The 18,713-nt window shown below is 50.0% G+C and carries 16 protein-coding genes; 12 read left to right on the forward strand and 4 right to left on the reverse strand.

Annotated features, from left to right (window positions below):
* Window positions 1-58 precede the first annotated feature (58 nt).
* Entirely contained in the window at window positions 59-967 is a 909-nt protein-coding gene (locus ACXAGR_RS19665) for a sialate O-acetylesterase (RefSeq protein ID WP_474852078.1), read from the forward strand.
* Between the two features lie 67 nt (window positions 968-1,034).
* Here the strand turns inward: ACXAGR_RS19665 and ACXAGR_RS19670 are convergent, their stop codons facing one another.
* A complete protein-coding gene (locus ACXAGR_RS19670; RefSeq protein ID WP_474852080.1) occupies window positions 1,035-1,781 on the reverse strand; it encodes a YciK family oxidoreductase in 747 nt (248 codons plus the stop codon).
* Window positions 1,782-2,085: 304 nt separating this feature from the next.
* On the opposite strand from ACXAGR_RS19670, the gene ACXAGR_RS19675 reads away from it, so the two are divergent.
* From ACXAGR_RS19675 to ACXAGR_RS19695, 5 genes are all read left to right on the forward strand, one after another.
* On the forward strand, window positions 2,086-4,683 hold the full coding sequence (locus ACXAGR_RS19675) for a VolA/Pla-1 family phospholipase (protein ID WP_474852082.1): 2,598 nt from the start codon (window positions 2,086-2,088) through the stop codon (window positions 4,681-4,683).
* A gap of 558 nt (window positions 4,684-5,241) precedes the next feature.
* On the forward strand, window positions 5,242-6,270 hold the full coding sequence (gene sohB, locus ACXAGR_RS19680) for a protease SohB (RefSeq protein WP_474845983.1): 1,029 nt from the start codon (window positions 5,242-5,244) through the stop codon (window positions 6,268-6,270).
* Between the two features lie 14 nt (window positions 6,271-6,284).
* Window positions 6,285-6,914, forward strand: coding sequence for a TetR/AcrR family transcriptional regulator (locus ACXAGR_RS19685; protein WP_474852084.1), 630 nt, complete (start codon window positions 6,285-6,287; stop codon window positions 6,912-6,914).
* Between the two features lie 28 nt (window positions 6,915-6,942).
* Window positions 6,943-7,704 carry a Nif3-like dinuclear metal center hexameric protein gene (locus tag ACXAGR_RS19690; protein ID WP_474845888.1) on the forward strand — a complete coding sequence of 254 codons (762 nt, stop codon included), beginning with the start codon at window positions 6,943-6,945 and terminating at the stop codon, window positions 7,702-7,704.
* Between the two features lie 23 nt (window positions 7,705-7,727).
* Window positions 7,728-8,483, forward strand: a complete 756-nt coding sequence (locus ACXAGR_RS19695) for a methyltransferase domain-containing protein (RefSeq protein ID WP_474852086.1) — start codon at window positions 7,728-7,730, stop codon at window positions 8,481-8,483.
* On the opposite strand, the gene ACXAGR_RS19700 is transcribed toward ACXAGR_RS19695, so the two are convergent.
* Both ACXAGR_RS19700 and ACXAGR_RS19705 read right to left on the reverse strand, forming a co-directional pair.
* Complete coding sequence (locus tag ACXAGR_RS19700; protein ID WP_474852088.1) at window positions 8,467-9,474, reverse strand: 2-hydroxyacid dehydrogenase; 1,008 nt, start codon at window positions 9,472-9,474, stop codon at window positions 8,467-8,469. The genes ACXAGR_RS19695 and ACXAGR_RS19700 overlap by 17 nt on opposite strands.
* A 16-nt stretch (window positions 9,475-9,490) precedes the next feature.
* On the reverse strand, window positions 9,491-9,976 hold the full coding sequence (locus ACXAGR_RS19705; protein WP_474845894.1) for a glutathione peroxidase: 486 nt from the start codon (window positions 9,974-9,976) through the stop codon (window positions 9,491-9,493).
* A 144-nt stretch (window positions 9,977-10,120) separates the two neighbouring features.
* On the opposite strand from ACXAGR_RS19705, the gene ACXAGR_RS19710 reads away from it, so the two are divergent.
* Window positions 10,121-10,981, forward strand: a complete 861-nt coding sequence (locus ACXAGR_RS19710) for an NAD(P)-dependent oxidoreductase (protein ID WP_474845896.1) — start codon at window positions 10,121-10,123, stop codon at window positions 10,979-10,981.
* Between the two features lie 3 nt (window positions 10,982-10,984).
* On the opposite strand, the gene ACXAGR_RS19715 is transcribed toward ACXAGR_RS19710, so the two are convergent.
* Window positions 10,985-12,643, reverse strand: a complete 1,659-nt coding sequence (locus ACXAGR_RS19715; RefSeq protein WP_474852090.1) for a response regulator — start codon at window positions 12,641-12,643, stop codon at window positions 10,985-10,987.
* Between the two features lie 272 nt (window positions 12,644-12,915).
* Between ACXAGR_RS19715 and ACXAGR_RS19720 the strand changes: the two genes are divergently transcribed.
* From ACXAGR_RS19720 to ACXAGR_RS19740, 5 genes are all read left to right on the forward strand, one after another.
* The gene (locus ACXAGR_RS19720; protein WP_474852092.1) at window positions 12,916-14,406 is read left to right on the forward strand and encodes a CoA-acylating methylmalonate-semialdehyde dehydrogenase; all 1,491 of its coding nucleotides are present in this window, start codon (window positions 12,916-12,918) and stop codon (window positions 14,404-14,406) included.
* Window positions 14,407-14,417: 11 nt separating this feature from the next.
* The gene (locus ACXAGR_RS19725) at window positions 14,418-15,572 is read left to right on the forward strand and encodes an acyl-CoA dehydrogenase family protein (RefSeq protein ID WP_474852094.1); all 1,155 of its coding nucleotides are present in this window, start codon (window positions 14,418-14,420) and stop codon (window positions 15,570-15,572) included.
* 40 nt (window positions 15,573-15,612) lie between these two features.
* Window positions 15,613-16,758, forward strand: a complete 1,146-nt coding sequence (locus ACXAGR_RS19730) for an enoyl-CoA hydratase/isomerase family protein (protein WP_474852096.1) — start codon at window positions 15,613-15,615, stop codon at window positions 16,756-16,758.
* Window positions 16,755-17,648 (forward strand): 3-hydroxyisobutyrate dehydrogenase, encoded by an 894-nt coding sequence (gene mmsB / locus ACXAGR_RS19735; protein ID WP_474852098.1) that lies wholly within the window; start codon window positions 16,755-16,757, stop codon window positions 17,646-17,648. Before ACXAGR_RS19730 ends, mmsB begins: the two co-directional genes overlap by 4 nt.
* 157 nt (window positions 17,649-17,805) lie before the next feature.
* Window positions 17,806-18,633 carry a putative RNA methyltransferase gene (locus ACXAGR_RS19740; protein ID WP_474852100.1) on the forward strand — a complete coding sequence of 276 codons (828 nt, stop codon included), beginning with the start codon at window positions 17,806-17,808 and terminating at the stop codon, window positions 18,631-18,633.
* Window positions 18,634-18,713 lie beyond the last annotated feature (80 nt).

Here is an 18,713-nt window from a genome sequence, read left to right on the forward strand (position 1 = left end):
TTGATGCTGACCGTAGTGTTGCGTAATCTGTAAAAAACAGTTCATAACAGGGAACATCATGAAACGGGGAATTCTGGCACTCACTTCACTTTTGTCTTTCTCAGCTATGCCGGCAACCTTTCCGGTGTACTTTCTCGGCGGACAATCCAATATGCAGGGATACGGCGTCAGTAAAGATCTTGAACCTCTCTACAGTAAACCTGCTGACAATATTTATATGTTTGCCGGCAATGCGGTTTCAGATGATGACCTTTCAGGCGGTAAAGGTGTCTGGGCACCGCTGCAGCCCGGTACGGGTAAGGGTTTTAAATCTAATGGCCGCGTGAGCCTGTACAGTGACAAGTTCGGTCCGGAAGTTTCATTTGGTCATCAACTCTATTCACTGAACAATAACCAGCCCTTTGCCATTATAAAGTACGCCAAAGGAGGTTCGGCGATTGCTGAAGGGATTGGCCACGGCAGCTGGTATCCTTTCTATAAGAAGAACACCGGCGTTAACCAGTTCGACCACTTCCTCACGACTATCCGCAATGCATTTTCTCCTGTTGATATCGATCTTGACGGTGAAGTTGATAACCTGGTACCGGCTGGTATTGTGTGGATGCAGGGTGAGTCTGATGCGGCAGAAACGAAAGAGATTGCAGAGGCGTATCAGGCAAATTTAAAAGAGTTGATGGCACTGATAAGAGCGGCCTTACGAGATGATGATTTACCTGTCGTGATTGGAAAAATTACCGATTCGGGTATGGATGAAGCAGACGGCATGAGGATGAATTATCATAAAATTGTTCAGCAGGGACAGAAGGCTTTTGTGGAAAATGATGTGTGTGCGGCGTATGTGACAACTCTGGAAAAAGAAACGCATCTGGATGACGGTTGGCACTATCAAAGTGAAGGATATGTGCATCTGGGTGAGGAATTCGCAGCTGCCATGCTTAAATTGCAGCAAACCTGTGGTCAACGTTAAACGATGGATGGCGCATGGAAAACGGGGAGCCTAACGCTCCCCGTTTTATATTTACAGGCAATAAACCTTACTTCGGCTGACAGTCAATTGACTGGCCATTCACATTCAGACTGTCATCACCCATCAGATACAGATATGCCGGCATCAAATCAGCCGGTGTTTTTAATGTGTCAGGATTTTCTGCGGGGTAAGCACTGGCGCGCATGGCGGTGCGGGTAGCGCCCGGGTTAATGCAATTAAATCGCAGGCCACGGTTTTCAAATTCGGATGCCAGCACCTGCATCATACCTTCGGTGGCAAATTTAGAGACGGCATAGGTGCCCCAGAACGCACGGCCTTTTTTCCCGACGCCTGAGCTGGTAAAAATAACCGAAGCAGAAGGCGCTTTACGCAGTACGGGGATCAGCGCCTGCGTCATCAGCGCAGCACTGTTTACGTTAACCTGCATAACATCCATCCATTCCTGCTCAGGAATATCGCCGAAGGCACTTAAGTGGCCAAGCATTGATGCATTGTGCAGTACACCATCAAGTTTTCCGAACTGGTCAGTAATGGTTTGCGCCATGTCCTGATAGTTTTTCAGTGTTGCACCCTTCAAATCAAGAGGGACAATGGCGGGCTGTGGTCCGCCATTTTCTACTATACGGTCGTAGACCTGTTCCAGCTTTGAGACGGTTTTACCTAACAAAATACAGGTAGCCCCGTAAGCCGCAAACGTCGTGGCAGCTTCTGCACCAATTCCGGCGCCGGCACCGGTGATGAGTATGGTTTTTTCTTCGAGAAGTCCGGCAGGTGCCTGGTAGAGATTCGGCATAGGGTCTAACCTTGATCTGTTAACTATGGGCAATGTGAGGCTTGATGATACTCAGCTCCCGGTGGTTGTAAATATCTAGCCCTATAATTCTCAACAGATTTTAGTGGCGTAAAATTAATTTACGAAAAGTTAACAAACCTTTGCAAAATTCGGGTAATGACCATAATATTAAGCTACAACCAACTGGTCATACTTGTTTGAAATGTGTGTTTCCACTTGTCATCAGGTGGATTGAAACAAGCATTTACATTGCCTTGACTGTAAAACAGACAATAACAACAAAGCCTTTTATTAGGGAGAAAAAATGAGAAAACTCTTTATCAGTACCAGTGTTGCTCTGGCACTGGGTTTAACGGGTTGCGGTGGCTCCAACGAAACGCTGGAGGACATTGAGTCCGGAACGCCCGTTCAGAAGCCTTTCTCTCGTGTCGTTTTTGATCCGTCTAACGGCGTGCTTAACATACCTAACGATCTGCTCATGCTGCCGGGTGATGACGGCTTCTTCGACTATACACTGAACATTCCGGTAGATGACCCGACAGATTTTACTGATCCGCAAAACGCACTCAACGTGCTGGACGGCTGGTCAACCCAACATCCTTTTGTTATCGACGTGACAACACCGTCAGGGGTAACACTGGATGAGTCAACATTATCTGCTGGTGTCATGCTGTACGAAGCAACGCTGGGGCTTGACCAGAGTGATCCTGATTGTGCGGGGGCCGCAATACCGTCCTCCGGTTGTAAAGTCGGTAACCAGTTACAGTACGGCACTGATTTTGTGCTTTCGCTGGTGGACGGCGATACTATTTCCGTTGTTCCCCTGAAGCCATTGAAACCGGCACACGGCTATATGCTGGTGATGACAACAGATTTGAAAGACAGTGAGGGGAACGGCGTAATGGGTTCCACATCATGGGAACTGGCTCGTCAGGACATCAATACATTACCGCTTTCTTCCGACGCTCAGTTGCAGTTGCAAACGCTGGTCAACTCGCTGGTCGATCCCCTGATTGAAATGGGCTATGACCGTGAAGACATTTCCTATGTCTCTGCTTTCACAACCCAGAGCACAGACATCGCCCTGCAATCATTGAAAAAAGTGATGGTGGCTGAATTTGCTGCCCGTTTTGCCGCAGGTGACCCTACAGCGGCTACCGCGCTGCCGGTTATTACTGTAAACGACCCTGAAGGTGCCACCAATGCGATGGAAGCTTTGGATCTGGTCGATGATGCAACCCTTGCCGGTGCGGTTCAACTGGGCATCAATGCCTTACCGGAGTCCGCCGCAGCATTCATTCCAACTATTGAAGCCACACTGGATGCCGGAGGTTTCGCACCGTTACAAACCTGCGCCGGATTGCTGGGTACTGTGTCAGGTCAGCTGTCTGCTACCTGGGGCGGATTAAATGATTTCGCCGTGGGTGTCTCTACCGGCATTCTTGCTCAGGCAGGCCCGTTCTGCGCCGCGTCTCATTATGAAGGCTCTGTGTCATTGCCGTATTATCTGCCTGTGCCTTCGGCCGAAAACCCGCTGGCACCGACTACCGGTTTCTGGGAAGCGGCCTGTGACAGCGGTATTGTACTGGCGGGTGCACCTGATGAGGTACTTGCTTCGGCTACACCCGGTCCTAACTTCACCTTGTGTGATCAGCTAGGCCTTGCTGATTTACGCATCGGTGAAGCGATGCTGGATTCAGCCCGCAATATCACAAAATTCAACCCTGTACCGCAAACTCAGGCCGTTCCTTCACTGGATGTGCAGGTAACCGTGCCCAATGCTACCGTAGCCGGAGCGTTAGGTTTCCCCATCGCTCAGCCTGAAGCCGGCTGGCCTGTGGCTATTTTGATGCACGGTATCACCAGTAAAAAAGAAGATATGCTGGCGATTACCGGGGCGCTGTCACTGGCGGGAATAGCCACTGTCGCCATTGACCACCCGCTACATGGTAGTCGTGGTTTTGACGTGAATGGTGACGGTTCCGACGACATCAATGCGACTACGGTCAGCGCGACTCATTACATGAATCTGCAATCACTGCCAACTGCACGGGATAACGTCCGTCAGAGTGTTTCTGATATGCTGGGATTACGTCTTGGTCTGAACGCAGTGAACGATCAGACAACCGGCGGTGCAGCATCGTTTGACTTAAGCCGTGTTTACTTCATGGGCGTGTCTTTAGGTGCGATTACCGGGGCTGAATTTGCCGCAGTAACTAACAGCACAATGGGTGACGAATTGGCAGCGCTGGACGGCATGTATAGCGTGCAGGCAGCATCTCTGGAGTCTCCTGGAGGCGGTCTGGCTCAGTTCCTGATTGAGTCGCCAACCTTTGGTCCTCTGATCCAGGGGCTGTTGTTATCTCAGTCTTCTGAAGAGTTTCAGGCGTTGTTAGTGCAATTGTACGAAACAACTGATGTCACTCAGGCGCAGCTTGTTGCCGCGGTGGATGTGTTCCTTGCGAACCTCACTGATGCACAGATGGCGGAAGTGCAGTCTGTACTGAATCAGTTCGCGTTCGCCGCGCAGACGGTTCTGGATGCAGGTGATGCAAACAACTATGCCGCTACACTGGCGTCAAACACGCCGGTACATATGATGACTGTGGTGGGTGACGGTGCGGATAATTTACCGGATCAAGTGATTCCGGTATCTACAGCGCTGCCACTGGCTGGTCAGCTGCCATTTTCAGCCTTAGCCGGACTGGAGCAGGTCAGCAGCACTGCCACCGGCGATCCGGTAAGCGGTATTGTACTGTTCACAGAAGGTGCTCATGCATCCAGCCTGAGCCCGGAAGCCAGTGCTGCGGCTACCACTGAAATGCAAAAAGAAGTGGCGGGTTACATGTCTACGGGTGCAACAGTTCTGCCCGTTACCGATACTTCAGTGGTGCAAAACTAACTTCACAGCGACGTAATCGTCGGCTGTCAGCAAAGACCCCCTGCGGAAGAAGTTTTCTCAGGGGGTCTTTTTATATAGTTTTATCTTAGTTAACTGGTTTGATTAAGAACAAGGCTATGAGAGATGCGCAGACGATAATTCCTTTAAGTGCCAATTGTATTGGCAATAACCCTGAAATCGCTGCAATGGCCCCGACGGCGCAAACCTGGAAAAAGGATCTATGCGTTTTCATGTAATATTTTCTATTTTTTTCTTAGCTCCAGGGTTCTTTGCTCATAAAGACAGATTAACCAGTATCAGAACGAAATGAAGCTGATCTGAAGACGGTAAATAATGCTAAATTCGGGCCGCTACAGATATAGCATATCGATATTTTTAAACGGTTTAATCAGCACAAATGCATTAATTTCCGTATCGCACGGGCCAGATGAATCCAGCTGTCGTCAGCGTGCGTAAACGCTGCTACACTATGCCGCTGTTTAAAGGGCATTTTTTAATCATATGTCCTGGTCTGGCATGACGATACTTGCCGCACAGAATAATAATCAGGAGAACATGTTGGAGTTTTTGTACGAATACGGATTATTTCTGGCTAAAGCCGTGACGCTGGTAGTAGCCATAGTGGTAGTACTTATTGCTATCGTCGCCAGTGCCAGCCGGCAGAAGCCCGGAAAAGGGCACCTTGAAATCGTGTCTCTGACAGAGCAACTGAACGATATTAAACATTACGCCCGTTCTGTTCTGCTGGATAAAGCCGCTATGAAAAAGCTGGCGAAAGAACAGAAAAAAGAAAGTAAGCAGAGTAAATCTGAGAAAGATAAAAAAGAGGGAGAAGAGGCTTCACGTCTTTTTGTTATCGATTTTACCGGTTCCATGGATGCCCACGAAGTTGAGCGTCTTCGTGAGGAAGTGACTGCTGTACTGTGTGTGGCACAAAAGCATGATGAAGTGCTGGTCAGGCTGGAAAGTGGCGGTGGCGTTGTTCATGGCTATGGTCTGGCAGCGTCACAATTGCAGCGTATTAAAGAGAAAGGGATCAAGTTGACGGTAGCAGTCGATAAAGTAGCGGCCAGCGGTGGCTACATGATGGCCTGTGTGGCAGATACGTTACTCTCAGCCCGGTTCGCTTATATCGGATCAATTGGCGTGCTGGCGCAAATCCCTAATGTGAACAAACTGCTCAAAAAACATGATATTGAATTCGAGCAGCACACTGCCGGTGATTACAAACGTACGTTAACGGTGTTTGGCGAAAACACTGAAGAAGGCCGTGAGAAATTCAGAAAAGATCTGGAAAACATCCATGTTCAGTTTAAAGACTGGGTGAAGTCTCAGCGTGAAACACTGGATATTGAAAAAGTGGCTACCGGTGAAGTATGGCTGGGCAGTGAAGCGAAAGAGATGGGACTGGTGGATGACATCATGACGTCTGATGACTATATTCTTTCTCACCATCCGGCCCGTGAAATCTTTGCAGTGAAATATGCGACAAAGAAAAGCATGGCAGAGAAATTAGGGATCTCGGTATCTGCTGCGGCGGAAAGCACTGTGATGCGCCTGTTGTCCAAATCCCGCCACTGGTTCTGATCTGCTGATTTCACATGGCGAAAGACACTAAAAAACGTATTCTGGATGCAGCTGAAACCCTGTTTGCTGAACAGGGTTATGCACAAACTTCCATGCGTGCAATTACCGCCCGCGCAGATGTGAATCTGGCGTCGGTAAATTATCATTTTGGCAGTAAAAAAAATCTGATTCAGGCAGTGCTGAAGCGCTACTTTGATGTATTGATGCCACAAATTGATGATGTTCTTAACAGCACCGGCACAGAGACCGGTGCGGACGGTGTGGAAAGTCTTTTGCTTTCCCTGGTTCCACCCATGATGACCTTGTCGGACATGCGCCCTGAAGGTACTGCACTGTTTGTCCAGCTTCTGGGCAGGGGCTACAACGAAACTCAGGGACATCTTCGCCGTTTCATCATGCATGACTACGGCAGTACGGTAGCTAAACTGATGATGGCCTTACATGCCTGTTTACCCCACGTAGAAGATAATGAACTATTCTGGCGTTTGCATTTCGCCATCGGCAGCTTTGTTTTTTCCATGGCATCCAGCCGGGCACTGACAGAAATCGCGGAAGCAGATTTTAACCAGAAAGTGGATATTAAAGCCGTGATCCTTCATCTTGTTCCCTTCGTTTCACAAGGTATCGCCGGCCGTCAGGCCTGAGTTACACCGCTTATTTCAGGAGAATGATATGGCAATCAGCAGACATGAGCTGGTCTGTGCGCTGGACACGTTATTACGTCCTCAGGATGTTCAGGACTATTGTCCTAACGGCTTGCAGGTAGAGGGTTCTGACCGGATCCGTAAAGTCATTACCGGTGTAACTGCCTCACAGGCACTGATTGATGAAGCTGTCCGGCGGGAAGCAGACGCTATTCTTGTGCATCACGGTTATTTCTGGAAAGGGGAAGACCCCGTAATCACCGGCATGAAGGGAAAGCGTATCCGTACATTGCTCGCCAACAACATCAATCTTATCGCCTATCATCTGCCGGTAGATATTCACGCCAGTTACGGCAATAACGCACAACTTGGCAGTGTAATGGAACTCAGCAATCTTGCTCCTGCGAAAGGCGTGAAGCCTGAGGGGATCATTTATACCGGTGAAAGCAGCGAACCTGTTCTGGCTTCAGAATTTAAAGGCCGTCTTGAAAATAAACTCGGCAGATCTGTACTGCATGAAGGAGACGCCGGTGACCGGCTGGAAACCTTCGCATGGTGTACGGGCGGTGGTCAGGGATACATCGAAAAGGCGGTTGCAATGGGCGCAGATGCGTTTATTACCGGTGAGGTCTCTGAACAGACCATACATGTTGCCCGTGAACTCGGTATTCACTTTTTTGCTGCCGGTCATCACGCTACAGAGCGCTACGGTATTAAAGCGGTGGGAGAGTGGTTGTCTTCCTCTTTCGACATTACCGTTGATTTCATCGATATTGATAATCCTGCCTGATCCCCGGCGCAAAGAAACGACTTATGAAATCCACCGACCAGTATTTTGATGGTATCGCAGATAAATTTGCGAGTAACATTTACGGCACGACCAAGGGCCGTCTGCGGCATCTTTTGTTACTTGATATCCTTAAACCTCTCCTCGAAAAGATGCCGGTCAGCAAGGTAATTGATCTGGGCGGCGGGACGGGCATCATGACCCGTGAAGTTGCACAGATGGGTCATGATGTCACGTTGGTGGATGCGTCTGCAGATGTACTTGTGCTGGCTCAGGAATATCTGGCCAGTGTGGAAAATGTGACGTTCAGAAAAGGCACTATTCAGTCTGAAACCGATCTTCAGCGCTATGATGTTGTTATCTGTCATGCTGTTCTTGAATGGCTCGCCAGTCCGCTAGAAACCCTTTCGGAAATCTGTCTTAACATGCGCCCGGGTGCGCTGCTGAGTCTGACCTTTTTTAACCGCGATGCGGCGTTATTTGGTAATGCTGTATATGGAAATTTTGATTACATTGCCAAAGGCATGAAAGTCAAAAATCAGGTCAGACTGAATCCGCAGAATCCGCTTGTCCCTGCAGACGTAATCCGCTGTGTTGAAGAAGCCGGCATGGAAGTAAAGTCGTTAAGCGGCATCCGCTGTTTTCATGACTATATGAGAGAGAGACATCTCAGCGACAGTCAGTTTGAAGAGCTTGTTGCACTGGAAAGACAATATATGAATACCGAGCCGTTTTGCCGGCTCGGTAAGTATATGCATTTGCTGATCAGCAAGCCGGCTTAACCAGAAAGGTGGTAGTATCCATGGTGCCGTTTGCACAGGCTGCCACATTGTTCAGCGTGGTTTGTGCAATCTGTCCCAGTGCTTCCTGAGTAAAAAATCCCTGATGGCCGGTTATCAGAACGTTGTGAAACGTGGATAAACGCTCAAATATATCGTCCTGGATGATTTCACAGGAATGATCTTTGAAGAACAACTCAGATTCCATTTCATAGACATCAAGTCCCAGATAACCAATCTTATGCGATTTTAACCCGTTAATTAACGCCTGCGTATCGGCCAGACCACCCCTTGAGGTGTTGATCAGCATCACACCATCACGCATTTTACTGATGCTTTCTTCATTGATCATATGATAACTGTGCTGGTTCAGAGGACAATGCAAACTGATGATATGAGCGCGGGACAAGAGTTCATCCAGGGAGACAAATCGTGCCCCGGCATCCTGTAACTGACGGTCAGGAGCGGGGTCGTAGCACAATACTTCACAGCCGAAACCCAATAAGATTCGTGCAGTAGCACGGCCTATATGACCGGTGCCGATAATGCCTGTGGTTTTTCCGGCCATGTTGAAGCCCAGCAACCCGTTTAAGTCAAAATTACCTTCTTTGACCCGGTTGTACGCTTTGTGCATGCGCCGGTTTAATGTCAGCATCAGCGCTACTGAATGTTCAGCAACCGCTTCAGGCGCGTAAGCCGGCACGTGCGACACCGCGAGCCCTAAACGTTTTGCCGCCTCCAAATCCACATTGTTATATCCCGCACAGCGCAGAGCAATATGACTCACGCCTGACGCTTTTAATTTCTCCAATACAACGGCATTTACCGTGTCATTCACAAATACGCAAACAGCGTCGAGACCGTCGCACAGCGGCACGGTGTTCTCATCCAGACGGGCAGGGAAACAGTGCAGATGGACATCCCCGCCGGCCTGTTTGCTGATTGATGCTTCATCGTAGGGCTGGCAACTGAATATACCCATTTGTATGGTCATGAATATTATGCTCCATCTATTCCCGTATGATCGGGTCAATAATTTTTTGCAGTTCGTCGGGTTTGGTTACCGGCGCATAGCGTCCACGAACCTTACCGTCACGATCAACAACAAACTTGGTAAAATTCCATTTAATTGCCTTTGAGCCAAGCACACCCCTGGCTTCATTTTTCAGATAAGTAAACAAAGGATCTTCGTCCGGTCCGTTCACGTCTATCTTCGCCGAGATGGGAAAGGATACACCGTAGTTGAGTTCGCAAAACTGTTTAATATCGTCATCACTGCCGGGTTCCTGGCTACCGAACTGATTACAGGGAAAACCGATAATCATTAAATCGTGAGGTTCATACCTGAGAAAGAGCTTTTCGAGACCTTCATACTGAGGCGTAAATCCGCACCGGCTTGCCGTGTTAACAAAGACAATGACAAACCCTTTCAATTTACTGAGCGCCAGCGTTTCGCCGGTGTTTAATGTGACGGTATAATCATAAATTGAAGACATAGAGTTAATCCTTTACGGCAAGTGAAACGCGGTCAAAAGCTACTTTTAACATGAAATTTGTTATTATTCAGCCGGTTTCGGTACAGTCGGTTTCTTTAACCGGCTTGTTATCACTTTTGCAGCCACACGGAGAATAGGTAACCGGTGAAAAAATTAACGTTTCTTGGACTTGGTGTCATGGGCTACCCCATGGCAGGGCATCTGCAAAAAGCAGGATTTGACGTAACAGTTTACAACCGCACTACTGCTAAGGCAGAGGCCTGGGTGAAAGAGTATGGCGGGTCTTTTGAGCCTGCTGTAGCGGCTGCAGTTCGTGGTGCTGAAATCGTATTTATGTGCGTCGGTAATGACAATGACGTTATGGACGTGGCCGGTCAGGCAACAGAGGCGATGGATGCCGGTGCCATTCTGGTAGACCATACAACGGCGTCAGCAGATGTGGCGCGCACCTTGTGGGAAACCTGCAAAGCGAAACAACTGGGTTTTCTTGATGCCCCGGTATCCGGTGGTCAGGCCGGCGCTGAAAACGGCCAGCTTACTATTATGACCGGCGGCGATGAAGCTGTGTTTGATGTGGTAAAGCCTGTCATGGACAACTACGCAAGACACAGCCAGTTACTGGGAAAGGCTGGTAGCGGACAGCTGGCCAAAATGATGAATCAGATTTGTATTGCCGGCATTGTTCAGGGGCTGGCTGAGGCGCTGCACTTTGGTCAGCAGGCAGGGCTCGATTGTGCAGCCGTGGTTGACGTTATTTCAAAAGGTGCAGCACAGTCATGGCAAATGGAAAATCGTGCAGCGACCATGCTGGATGGCAAATATGACTATGGTTTCGCCGTAGACTGGATGCGTAAAGATCTCGCCATTGCACTGGATGAGGCGCGCAGGAACGGTTCTACGCTGGCACTGACTGCGCTGGTCGATCAATATTACGCTGATGTACAAAAATCCGGTGGTGGTCGCTGGGATACTTCCAGCCTGCTGACCCGTTTAGCCGCTAAATAACGGCTAGCCGGCAGAGGCTTGTGTGTCGTCTGCCGGTGTTACCGGTGTCGCTGTCAGAAAGTAAGCTGCGTCAGCTTCGGCAACTTTTCTCAACCTGAGCAAGCGTTGTCTGTTGGCATTATTCAGCGCACCGGTATCAATTTTGTCCAGTAATGTGGCGACGGTGTAATTACGGTAACTGTGGTGACGGGATTCCAGCATACATTGCAGCAGGTTGAGTCCGAATGCCTGCGTTGCAGGCATCATCTGAAAGGCCTGATAGAAGTAATACATTGCACGGACATAATCTTTACCAATAAACATCCGCATGCCCGTTTCATTCAGCTCCAGCGCTCTTTCACTGGCCAGCCCCATACTTTTTTCAGCCCGGGTCAGTACGCTTTCGTTTAATGTCTGCGCAGATAAATCATCGTCCAGATGATTTCTCTCATGTGCCATAGCCAGTAAGTCTTTGGCCTTCTCTGTATTGCCTAGCGCATTATTGATTTTGGCGGCCACGATGAGGGTGGCGGGATCAGTGCGTACAAACATGTCCATGTGTTCGTGGGTCAGGTATTGCTCCGCTTTTTCCGGGTCATTTTCAAGCACTGCAGCGAAGGCAAGAAGATAGTCTTTCTTCTGAAGTTGTTGCTGGTCGTTCTGATTACGTCCTGCAATCCCTACCAGCCGGCGGGCCTGAGTCAGGCTTTCGTCCCGGTTAGATTTTGGCTGCTCTTCCGCGATAGAAAGATAAAATTCAGCCAGTTCAAAGGTAAATTCGTTAAACCTGTCCCGGGTACTGCGGTTGTAATCACGTTTCTTCTGCAGCAGTTCGATCCCTTCCAGTACTTTGTCCTGCTTTTGATAAGTTAACGACTTCAATCGTGTTGCCGGCACGCTTAAGTCACTGGTTTTGATGTGGTTTAGATAGAACTCTGCCTGCGACCAGGCTTCCTGTTCAAAACACAGACAGGCGAGCCACTCAAATGCCTTATCCCGTGCCAGTGAATTGGTCATCAGATCGGACAATTCTTCTTTACAGTCTGCCCAGTTACCCGCCAGGTACTCGCATTTTATTTTTCCCCACTGGGCCCAGAGCACACGTTCTGAGCGCGCCAGCACAGACTCGTACAGCGCTTTAGCCGCCAGTAACTGACCATTCTGAAACAGGATCCTGGCATGAAGTTTCAGCACATCGTTTTTGAGCTTTGCCGGTGTTTTCTGATTATTCAGTTTTGCCACAATTTGCAGCGCGCCGGCGGGATCGTTATTGTCCAGTGCATTAAGTGCCTGTTTGACATAATTCCGGTAACTGAGGTAGTGACTGAGACCACGTGAAAGGGTGGCAATATTGTAGGGCTTGATGATCAGTAAATCCGGCTGTGCATCGATGATCTGGCCCACCGTTTGTGGCAGCCGGTCTGCTGTAATAAACACGATGCCGGTACTGGGCCGGATAAACTGGCTTTGCCGGAGCTGATGTACCCATTCCACACCGTTTTTACCTTGCCCGAGGTGAAAGTCCATCAGAATAATTTCAAAGTGTTGCCGGCGCAGGGCTGACTTGAGCTCTGCGCCGTTACTGAAACTGCTGATTTCGAATTCGCCCACAGGCAAAAGGTGGCTTCTTATTGCTGAACGCGCAGTGGCGTTGTCTTCGATAATCGCCAGACGGTAAGGCATGAAGGGCACCAGTAATGTAATGAAAGTACGAACTTTGTCATACCGGAATTTAATAAATATATCAGCGCTTTGACGGTTCGTCATCTATACGAAAAGATAATAGTCCCGGGAGCAGGCATATTTGCCGGTATACCGGTAGTCTGGTTTGTCGTCCCGAACACTCTTTATGTCACAATATATTTACAAAATAGTTTTATTTGTTTTACGTTAACGTTTACGTAAACCTGTGTGATTGTTTAAGGTAACAGGGTATTCACTAACAAGAGAACCCTATGCAACAGGTGCCCATGCTGATAAACGGGGAATGGGTTAACGGACAGTCAGAAGACAGGATTGTCGTTACCAACCCCGCCACCAATGAACCCATTGCACAAATTTGCAGTGCATCACAAACCGACATGGATGCAGCCGTTGCCAGTGCGGCAAAGGCTTTTGAAAGCTGGCGTGATGTGCCGGTGACCGAACGGGCCCGCGTGATGATGCGTTACCAGGCGTTACTGAAAGCGCACCATGACGAACTGGCGACATTGCTTGCCAGCGAGACCGGCAAGACCTTCGACGATGCCAAAGGTGATGTGTGGCGCGGTATTGAAGTGGTTGAACAGGCGATGAATGTGCCGTCCTTAATGATGGGCGAAACGGTGGAAAACGTTGCCCGTAACATAGATACCGCCAGCTTTATTCAGCCACTGGGTGTATGCGCCGGCATCACTCCGTTTAATTTTCCGGCCATGATCCCGCTGTGGATGTTTCCGCTGGCCATTGCCTGCGGCAATACCTTTGTACTGAAGCCCTCTGAGCAGGATCCGCTGACGCCTAACCGCCTGGCAGAGTTGTTTATGCAAGCCGGAGCGCCGGCAGGCGTGCTGAACGTGGTGCACGGCGGTAAAGAGCAGGTTGATGTTCTGCTTCATCATGAAGACATTAAGGCCGTGTCATTTGTGGGGTCTGTTCCCGTTGGTCAGTACATTTACAAAACTGCCACCGCCAACCTCAAACGTGCCCAGTGCTTCGCAGGCGCGAAGAACCATACGGTGATCATGCCCGATGCTAACAAAGAACATGTTCTGAATAACCTGGTGGGTGCATCGGTCGGGGCAGCCGGGCAGCGTTGTATGGCAATTTCTGCTGCGGTGTTTGTGGGTGAGTCTGAAAAGTGGATCCCGGAGCTGGCAAAACGTATCAGTGAAATTAAACCGGGCCTGTGGAATGACCCCGAAGCCGGTTTTGGTCCGCTGATTTCTGCAGCTGCAAAACAACGCGTGTTATCGCTGATAAAAGCCGGTAAAGAAGAGGGCGCAGAATGTCTGGCTGACGGATCTGACTTTACTGTCCCGGGATGTGAAAAGGGTAACTGGGTAGGCCCGGTGGTGTTTGACCGGGTAACGCCGGACATGACTATCTATAAAGAAGAGATTTTCGGCCCCGTCTTGTCCTGCATGCGGGCTGACTCTCTGGAGGATGCACTGAAGCTGGTAAACAGTAATCCTTACGGCAACGGCACCAGCATATTTACTAACAGCGGTGCAGCGGCCAGAAAGTATCAGCGTGAAGTTACCGTGGGCCAGGTGGGAATTAATGTGCCGATCCCTGTTCCGTTGCCATTCTTTTCCTTTACCGGCTGGAAAAATTCGTTTTACGGCGATTTACATGCTTACGGTAAACAGGCAATCCGCTTTTATACCGAAACCAAAACGGTAACCAGTCGCTGGCTGGATGAGGATATTCCGGGTGGTCCGAACCTGACTATTTCGATGGATTAGAGGAGACGACGATGGATTTTTCATTAAATGAAGAGCAACTGGCATTCACGGACACTGCACGTCAGTTTGCTAAGCAGGAATTTGCACCGTTTGCCGCACAGTGGGACAGAGAGCATCACTTTCCGGTTGAGGCCATTAAAAAGGCCGGCGAACTCGGCTTCTGCGGGTTATACACCCCCGAAGACGCCGGCGGTCTGGGCTTATCGAGGCTGGATTCGTCGTTGATTTTTGAGCAACTGGCCATGGGATGCACCACCACTACGGCCATGCTGACAATCCACAATATGGCGACATGGATGATTGCATCCTATGGCACAGAGGAGATAAAAAGCCGCTGGTGCGACTCACTGGTGAGCGGAGAAAAACTGGCGTCGTATTGCCTTACCGAACCGGGCGCCGGTTCTGATGCGGCTTCACTTAAAACCAAAGCGGAACGCACCCCTGACGGGTATCGCCTGAACGGCGCAAAGGTATTTATTTCCGGCGCGGGCGCAACAGATGTGCTGGTGGTCATGGCCCGTACCGGCGGGCCGGGTCCGTCGGGTATATCGGCCTTCGTGGTTCCGGCGAACGCTGAAGGAGTGGTATACGGCAAAGCCGAAGAAAAAATGGGCTGGAATGCACAGCCCACCCGCATGATCACATTCGATAATGTGATGGTGGATGAAAGCAGTTTACTGGGCGCAGAAGGTGAAGGGTTTCGTCTGGCGATGCAGGGGCTGGATGGCGGCCGTGTGAACATTGCCACCTGTTCTGTGGGCACGGCGCAACAGGCACTGGAAACCGCGGCAACTTATATTCAGGAGCGTGAGCAGTTCGGTAAGCCGGTGGGGGCATTTCAGGCTATCCAGTTCAAAATGGCCGATATGGCCACAGAGCTCGTGGCAGCCAGGCAACTGGTGAGGCTGGCGGCCTGGAAGCTTGACTGTAATGACAAAGACAAAACCACCTATTGCGCAATGGCCAAACGATTTGCAACAGACACCGGTTTTATGGTGTGCAACGAGGCGCTGCAGGTACACGGCGGGTATGGCTATATTAAAGAATACCCGCTGGAGCGGCACGTAAGAGATGTGAGAGTGCATCAGATCCTGGAAGGCACCAATGAAATCATGCGTGTGATCATTGGCCGACGTCTGATGGGTGAAATGAATGACATTCTCTGACACAGTAACGGGCATCATCAGCACTTTCAAAGGATAGATCATGTCTGCAGAACAACGCATTATTATTAATGAACACCGCACCGGTTGTGGCCGGATAGCAGGGCACATTACATTGAATAAGCCGGCGTCGCTGAATGCGCTGGATCTTGATATGGCATCAGCCATGCAGAACCAGCTGAATGTATGGGCGCAGCAGGAAGACGTGCTGTTCATCGTTATTGACGGTGCCGGTGAGAAGGCCTTTTGTGCCGGTGGCGATATTGTTTCCATGTATCATGCGATGAAATCCGCGCCCGGCACGATTCCGCCGTTTATCCGTGATTTCTTTACCGTGGAATACGAACTCGATTACACCCTGCATACATACCCCAAACCTGTTGTGGTGTGGGGAGATGGTATTGTGATGGGTGGCGGTATGGGCTTGTTACAGGGCGCTTCTCACCGGGTGGTGACAGATAAAAGCCGCCTTGCCATGCCCGAAGTGACGATTGGCTTATTTCCTGATGTGGGAGGCAGCTACTTTCTTCCCCGCTTAACCGGACAACTCGGCCTGTTCCTCGGCCTGACTGCGGCGCAGGTAAATGGTGCTGAAGCGGTAAAGTATGGTCTGGCCGACCATTTGTGTGCCCGCAGTGATCTGGCAGATCTTATTACACAATGGAAAAGCACTGAGTGGAAATCAGGCAGCCGTGAGGACGTTGCCGGTATGCTGGCAAAGAGCCTGAATGCCGGTACAGCAGATGCGTCAATTGAAAGCAGTCAGCCCGATGACCGGATTGCGCCATGGCTTGAGCGTATCAATGCAGCCTGCTCATTTCCGTCTGTACAGGAAGTCGTTGCTGCCATTACAGCTATCGATGCCGGTGGTGACAAATGGATGTTAAAAGCTCAACAGGCGCTGGCATCCGGCTCATCACTCACGGCTGCGCTGTTTTACCGCCAGTTTCAGAAAGGTAAAACACAGTCTCTGGCAGACAGTTTCAGGATGGAACTGAATATGGCCTGCCATTGTGCACAATACGGTGAATTACAGGAAGGGATCAGGGCGTTGCTGATAGATAAAGACGGCAAGCCGGGCTGGCGGTTTAACTCCGTGGCCGGGATCCCTGATTCAGACATTGATCCGTTCTTCTCATCCCCCTGGCAGTCAGGTCACCCGCTGGCCGGACTGGGAGAATCAATATGAAAAACATTAGTTTTATAGGTCTCGGCAATATGGGCTCGCCCATGGCGGCGAACCTGATTAAAGCCGGATATAACGTGACGGTTTTCGATCTGGTGGAAAGTGCCATGGATGCGCTGTGTGACACAGGAGCCCGTAAAGCGGCAAGTGTGTCTGATGCCGTGTCGCAAGCTGAAGCGGTGATTACCATGTTGCCGGCTGCGGCTCATGTACGCAGCTTATATTGCGGTGAAGCAGGCATACTGGCTTCACTGAACACATCCTGTTTGCTTATCGACTGCAGTACCATTGATGCAGACATTGCCAGAGAAACCGGCCATGCAGCAGAGCAGGCGGGTCACCGCTTTATCGATGCGCCGGTTTCCGGCGGCGTTGCCGGCGCCACAGCCGGTACCCTGACTTTCATTGCAGGTGGTCAGGCACAAGTGGTGGAGCAGGCATCGCCACTGCTGAATGTCATGGGGCAAAACCTGTTTCATGCAGGGGATACCGGTGCCGGTCAGGTTGCCAAAATTTGCAATAATATGTTGCTGGCTGTGTTGATGGCCGGCACTTCGGAAGCACTGCAACTTGCCATCGATAACGGGCTGGATCCGAAAGTCATGTCTGACATTATGTTACAGAGCTCCGGTTGCAACTGGACCCTGCAGAAATACAATCCGTGTCCCGGGGTGATGGAGTCTGTGCCGTCATCTCATGCTTATCAGGGAGGCTTTATGGTCAAACTGATGAATAAAGATCTTGGCCTGGCGATGGATACCGGCGCTAAAACAGGCAGTTCGCTGCCCATGGGGTCAGCGGCACAACAGCTTTACCGGATGCATCAGCGTCAAGGGAACAGTGAGCTGGATTTCTCCAGTATATTCACGCTTTTCAGTAAAGATACTATCTGATCAAAGTACTACCTTCCTTAAGAAAAGCCGTCTTGTCCCGTTAATGTTATTTCACAGGTAACATTAACGGGCAGGCGGCTTAGTCTTTTTGAACCTTGCAGTTCCTCCTCATTCTGTTACATTCCCTGCGTTTTCACAGGCAGAACAGGTTCAAATCATGTGGCAATGCCCTCTTTGTCAGTCTCCGCTGGTGTGCGGTGACACATGGCGCTGTAACAACAATCATAGTTTTGATGTGTCCAGACGGGGATACGTTAACCTCTTGCCTGTACATAAAAAAAGCAGCAAGGATCCCGGCGACAATAAAGCCATGCTCGGCGCCAGAAAGACCTTCCATCAATACCGCATTTATCAGCCGTTGATGGACAAGATGGCTGACGTGATAATAAAAAGCGATGTGATGTCTGCGTCAGGAGCCGTTGTACTTTATGATGCAGGGTGCGGTGAAGGCACGTATTTACATGTGATTAGATCTGCGCTGGAAGCGGCCGGAAAGTCTGTGGTGGCCAGTGGCAGTGACATTTCCAAAAGCGCAGTGGATTTAGCAGCCAGACAGCACAGGGATGCACAGTTTGTTGTGGCCAGCAGTTTTGATTTACCGGTTCAGGACAGCCAAATCGACCTGATGCTTCAGGTTTTTGCCCCTGGCAGTGACGACGGGTTTGCCCGCGTTCTCAAACCTCAGGGTTTATTACTTCACGTTTCCCCTGGCCCGGCGCATTTAATGGCATTGAAAAAAGCCGCTTATAAAACCCCCCGTGAACACGAAATGCCAGCAGATGAGAGACCAGGCTTTACTCTGCTGAGCCGGCAGCGGGTTCACTGGCAGACCACTCTTGAAAATGATTCGCAACGGAAGGCGCTGCTTCAGATGACACCGTTTGCCTGGCGTCTGGATGAAAGTACTCAGGCTTCGTTGTGCCGGTCACTGACAGAGGTTGAAGCGGATTTTTATGTTTCCTTGTGGCAGGTAAAACAAAAATAGCTGGCGAAATAAAAACGCTGCCGGAGAAAGCAGCGTTTCTGAATTCCCAATTCCCATTATTCAGGAAAGGTGAAATAAAT

It is taken from the genome of Alteromonas sp. ABH4_457 (assembly GCF_056160625.1).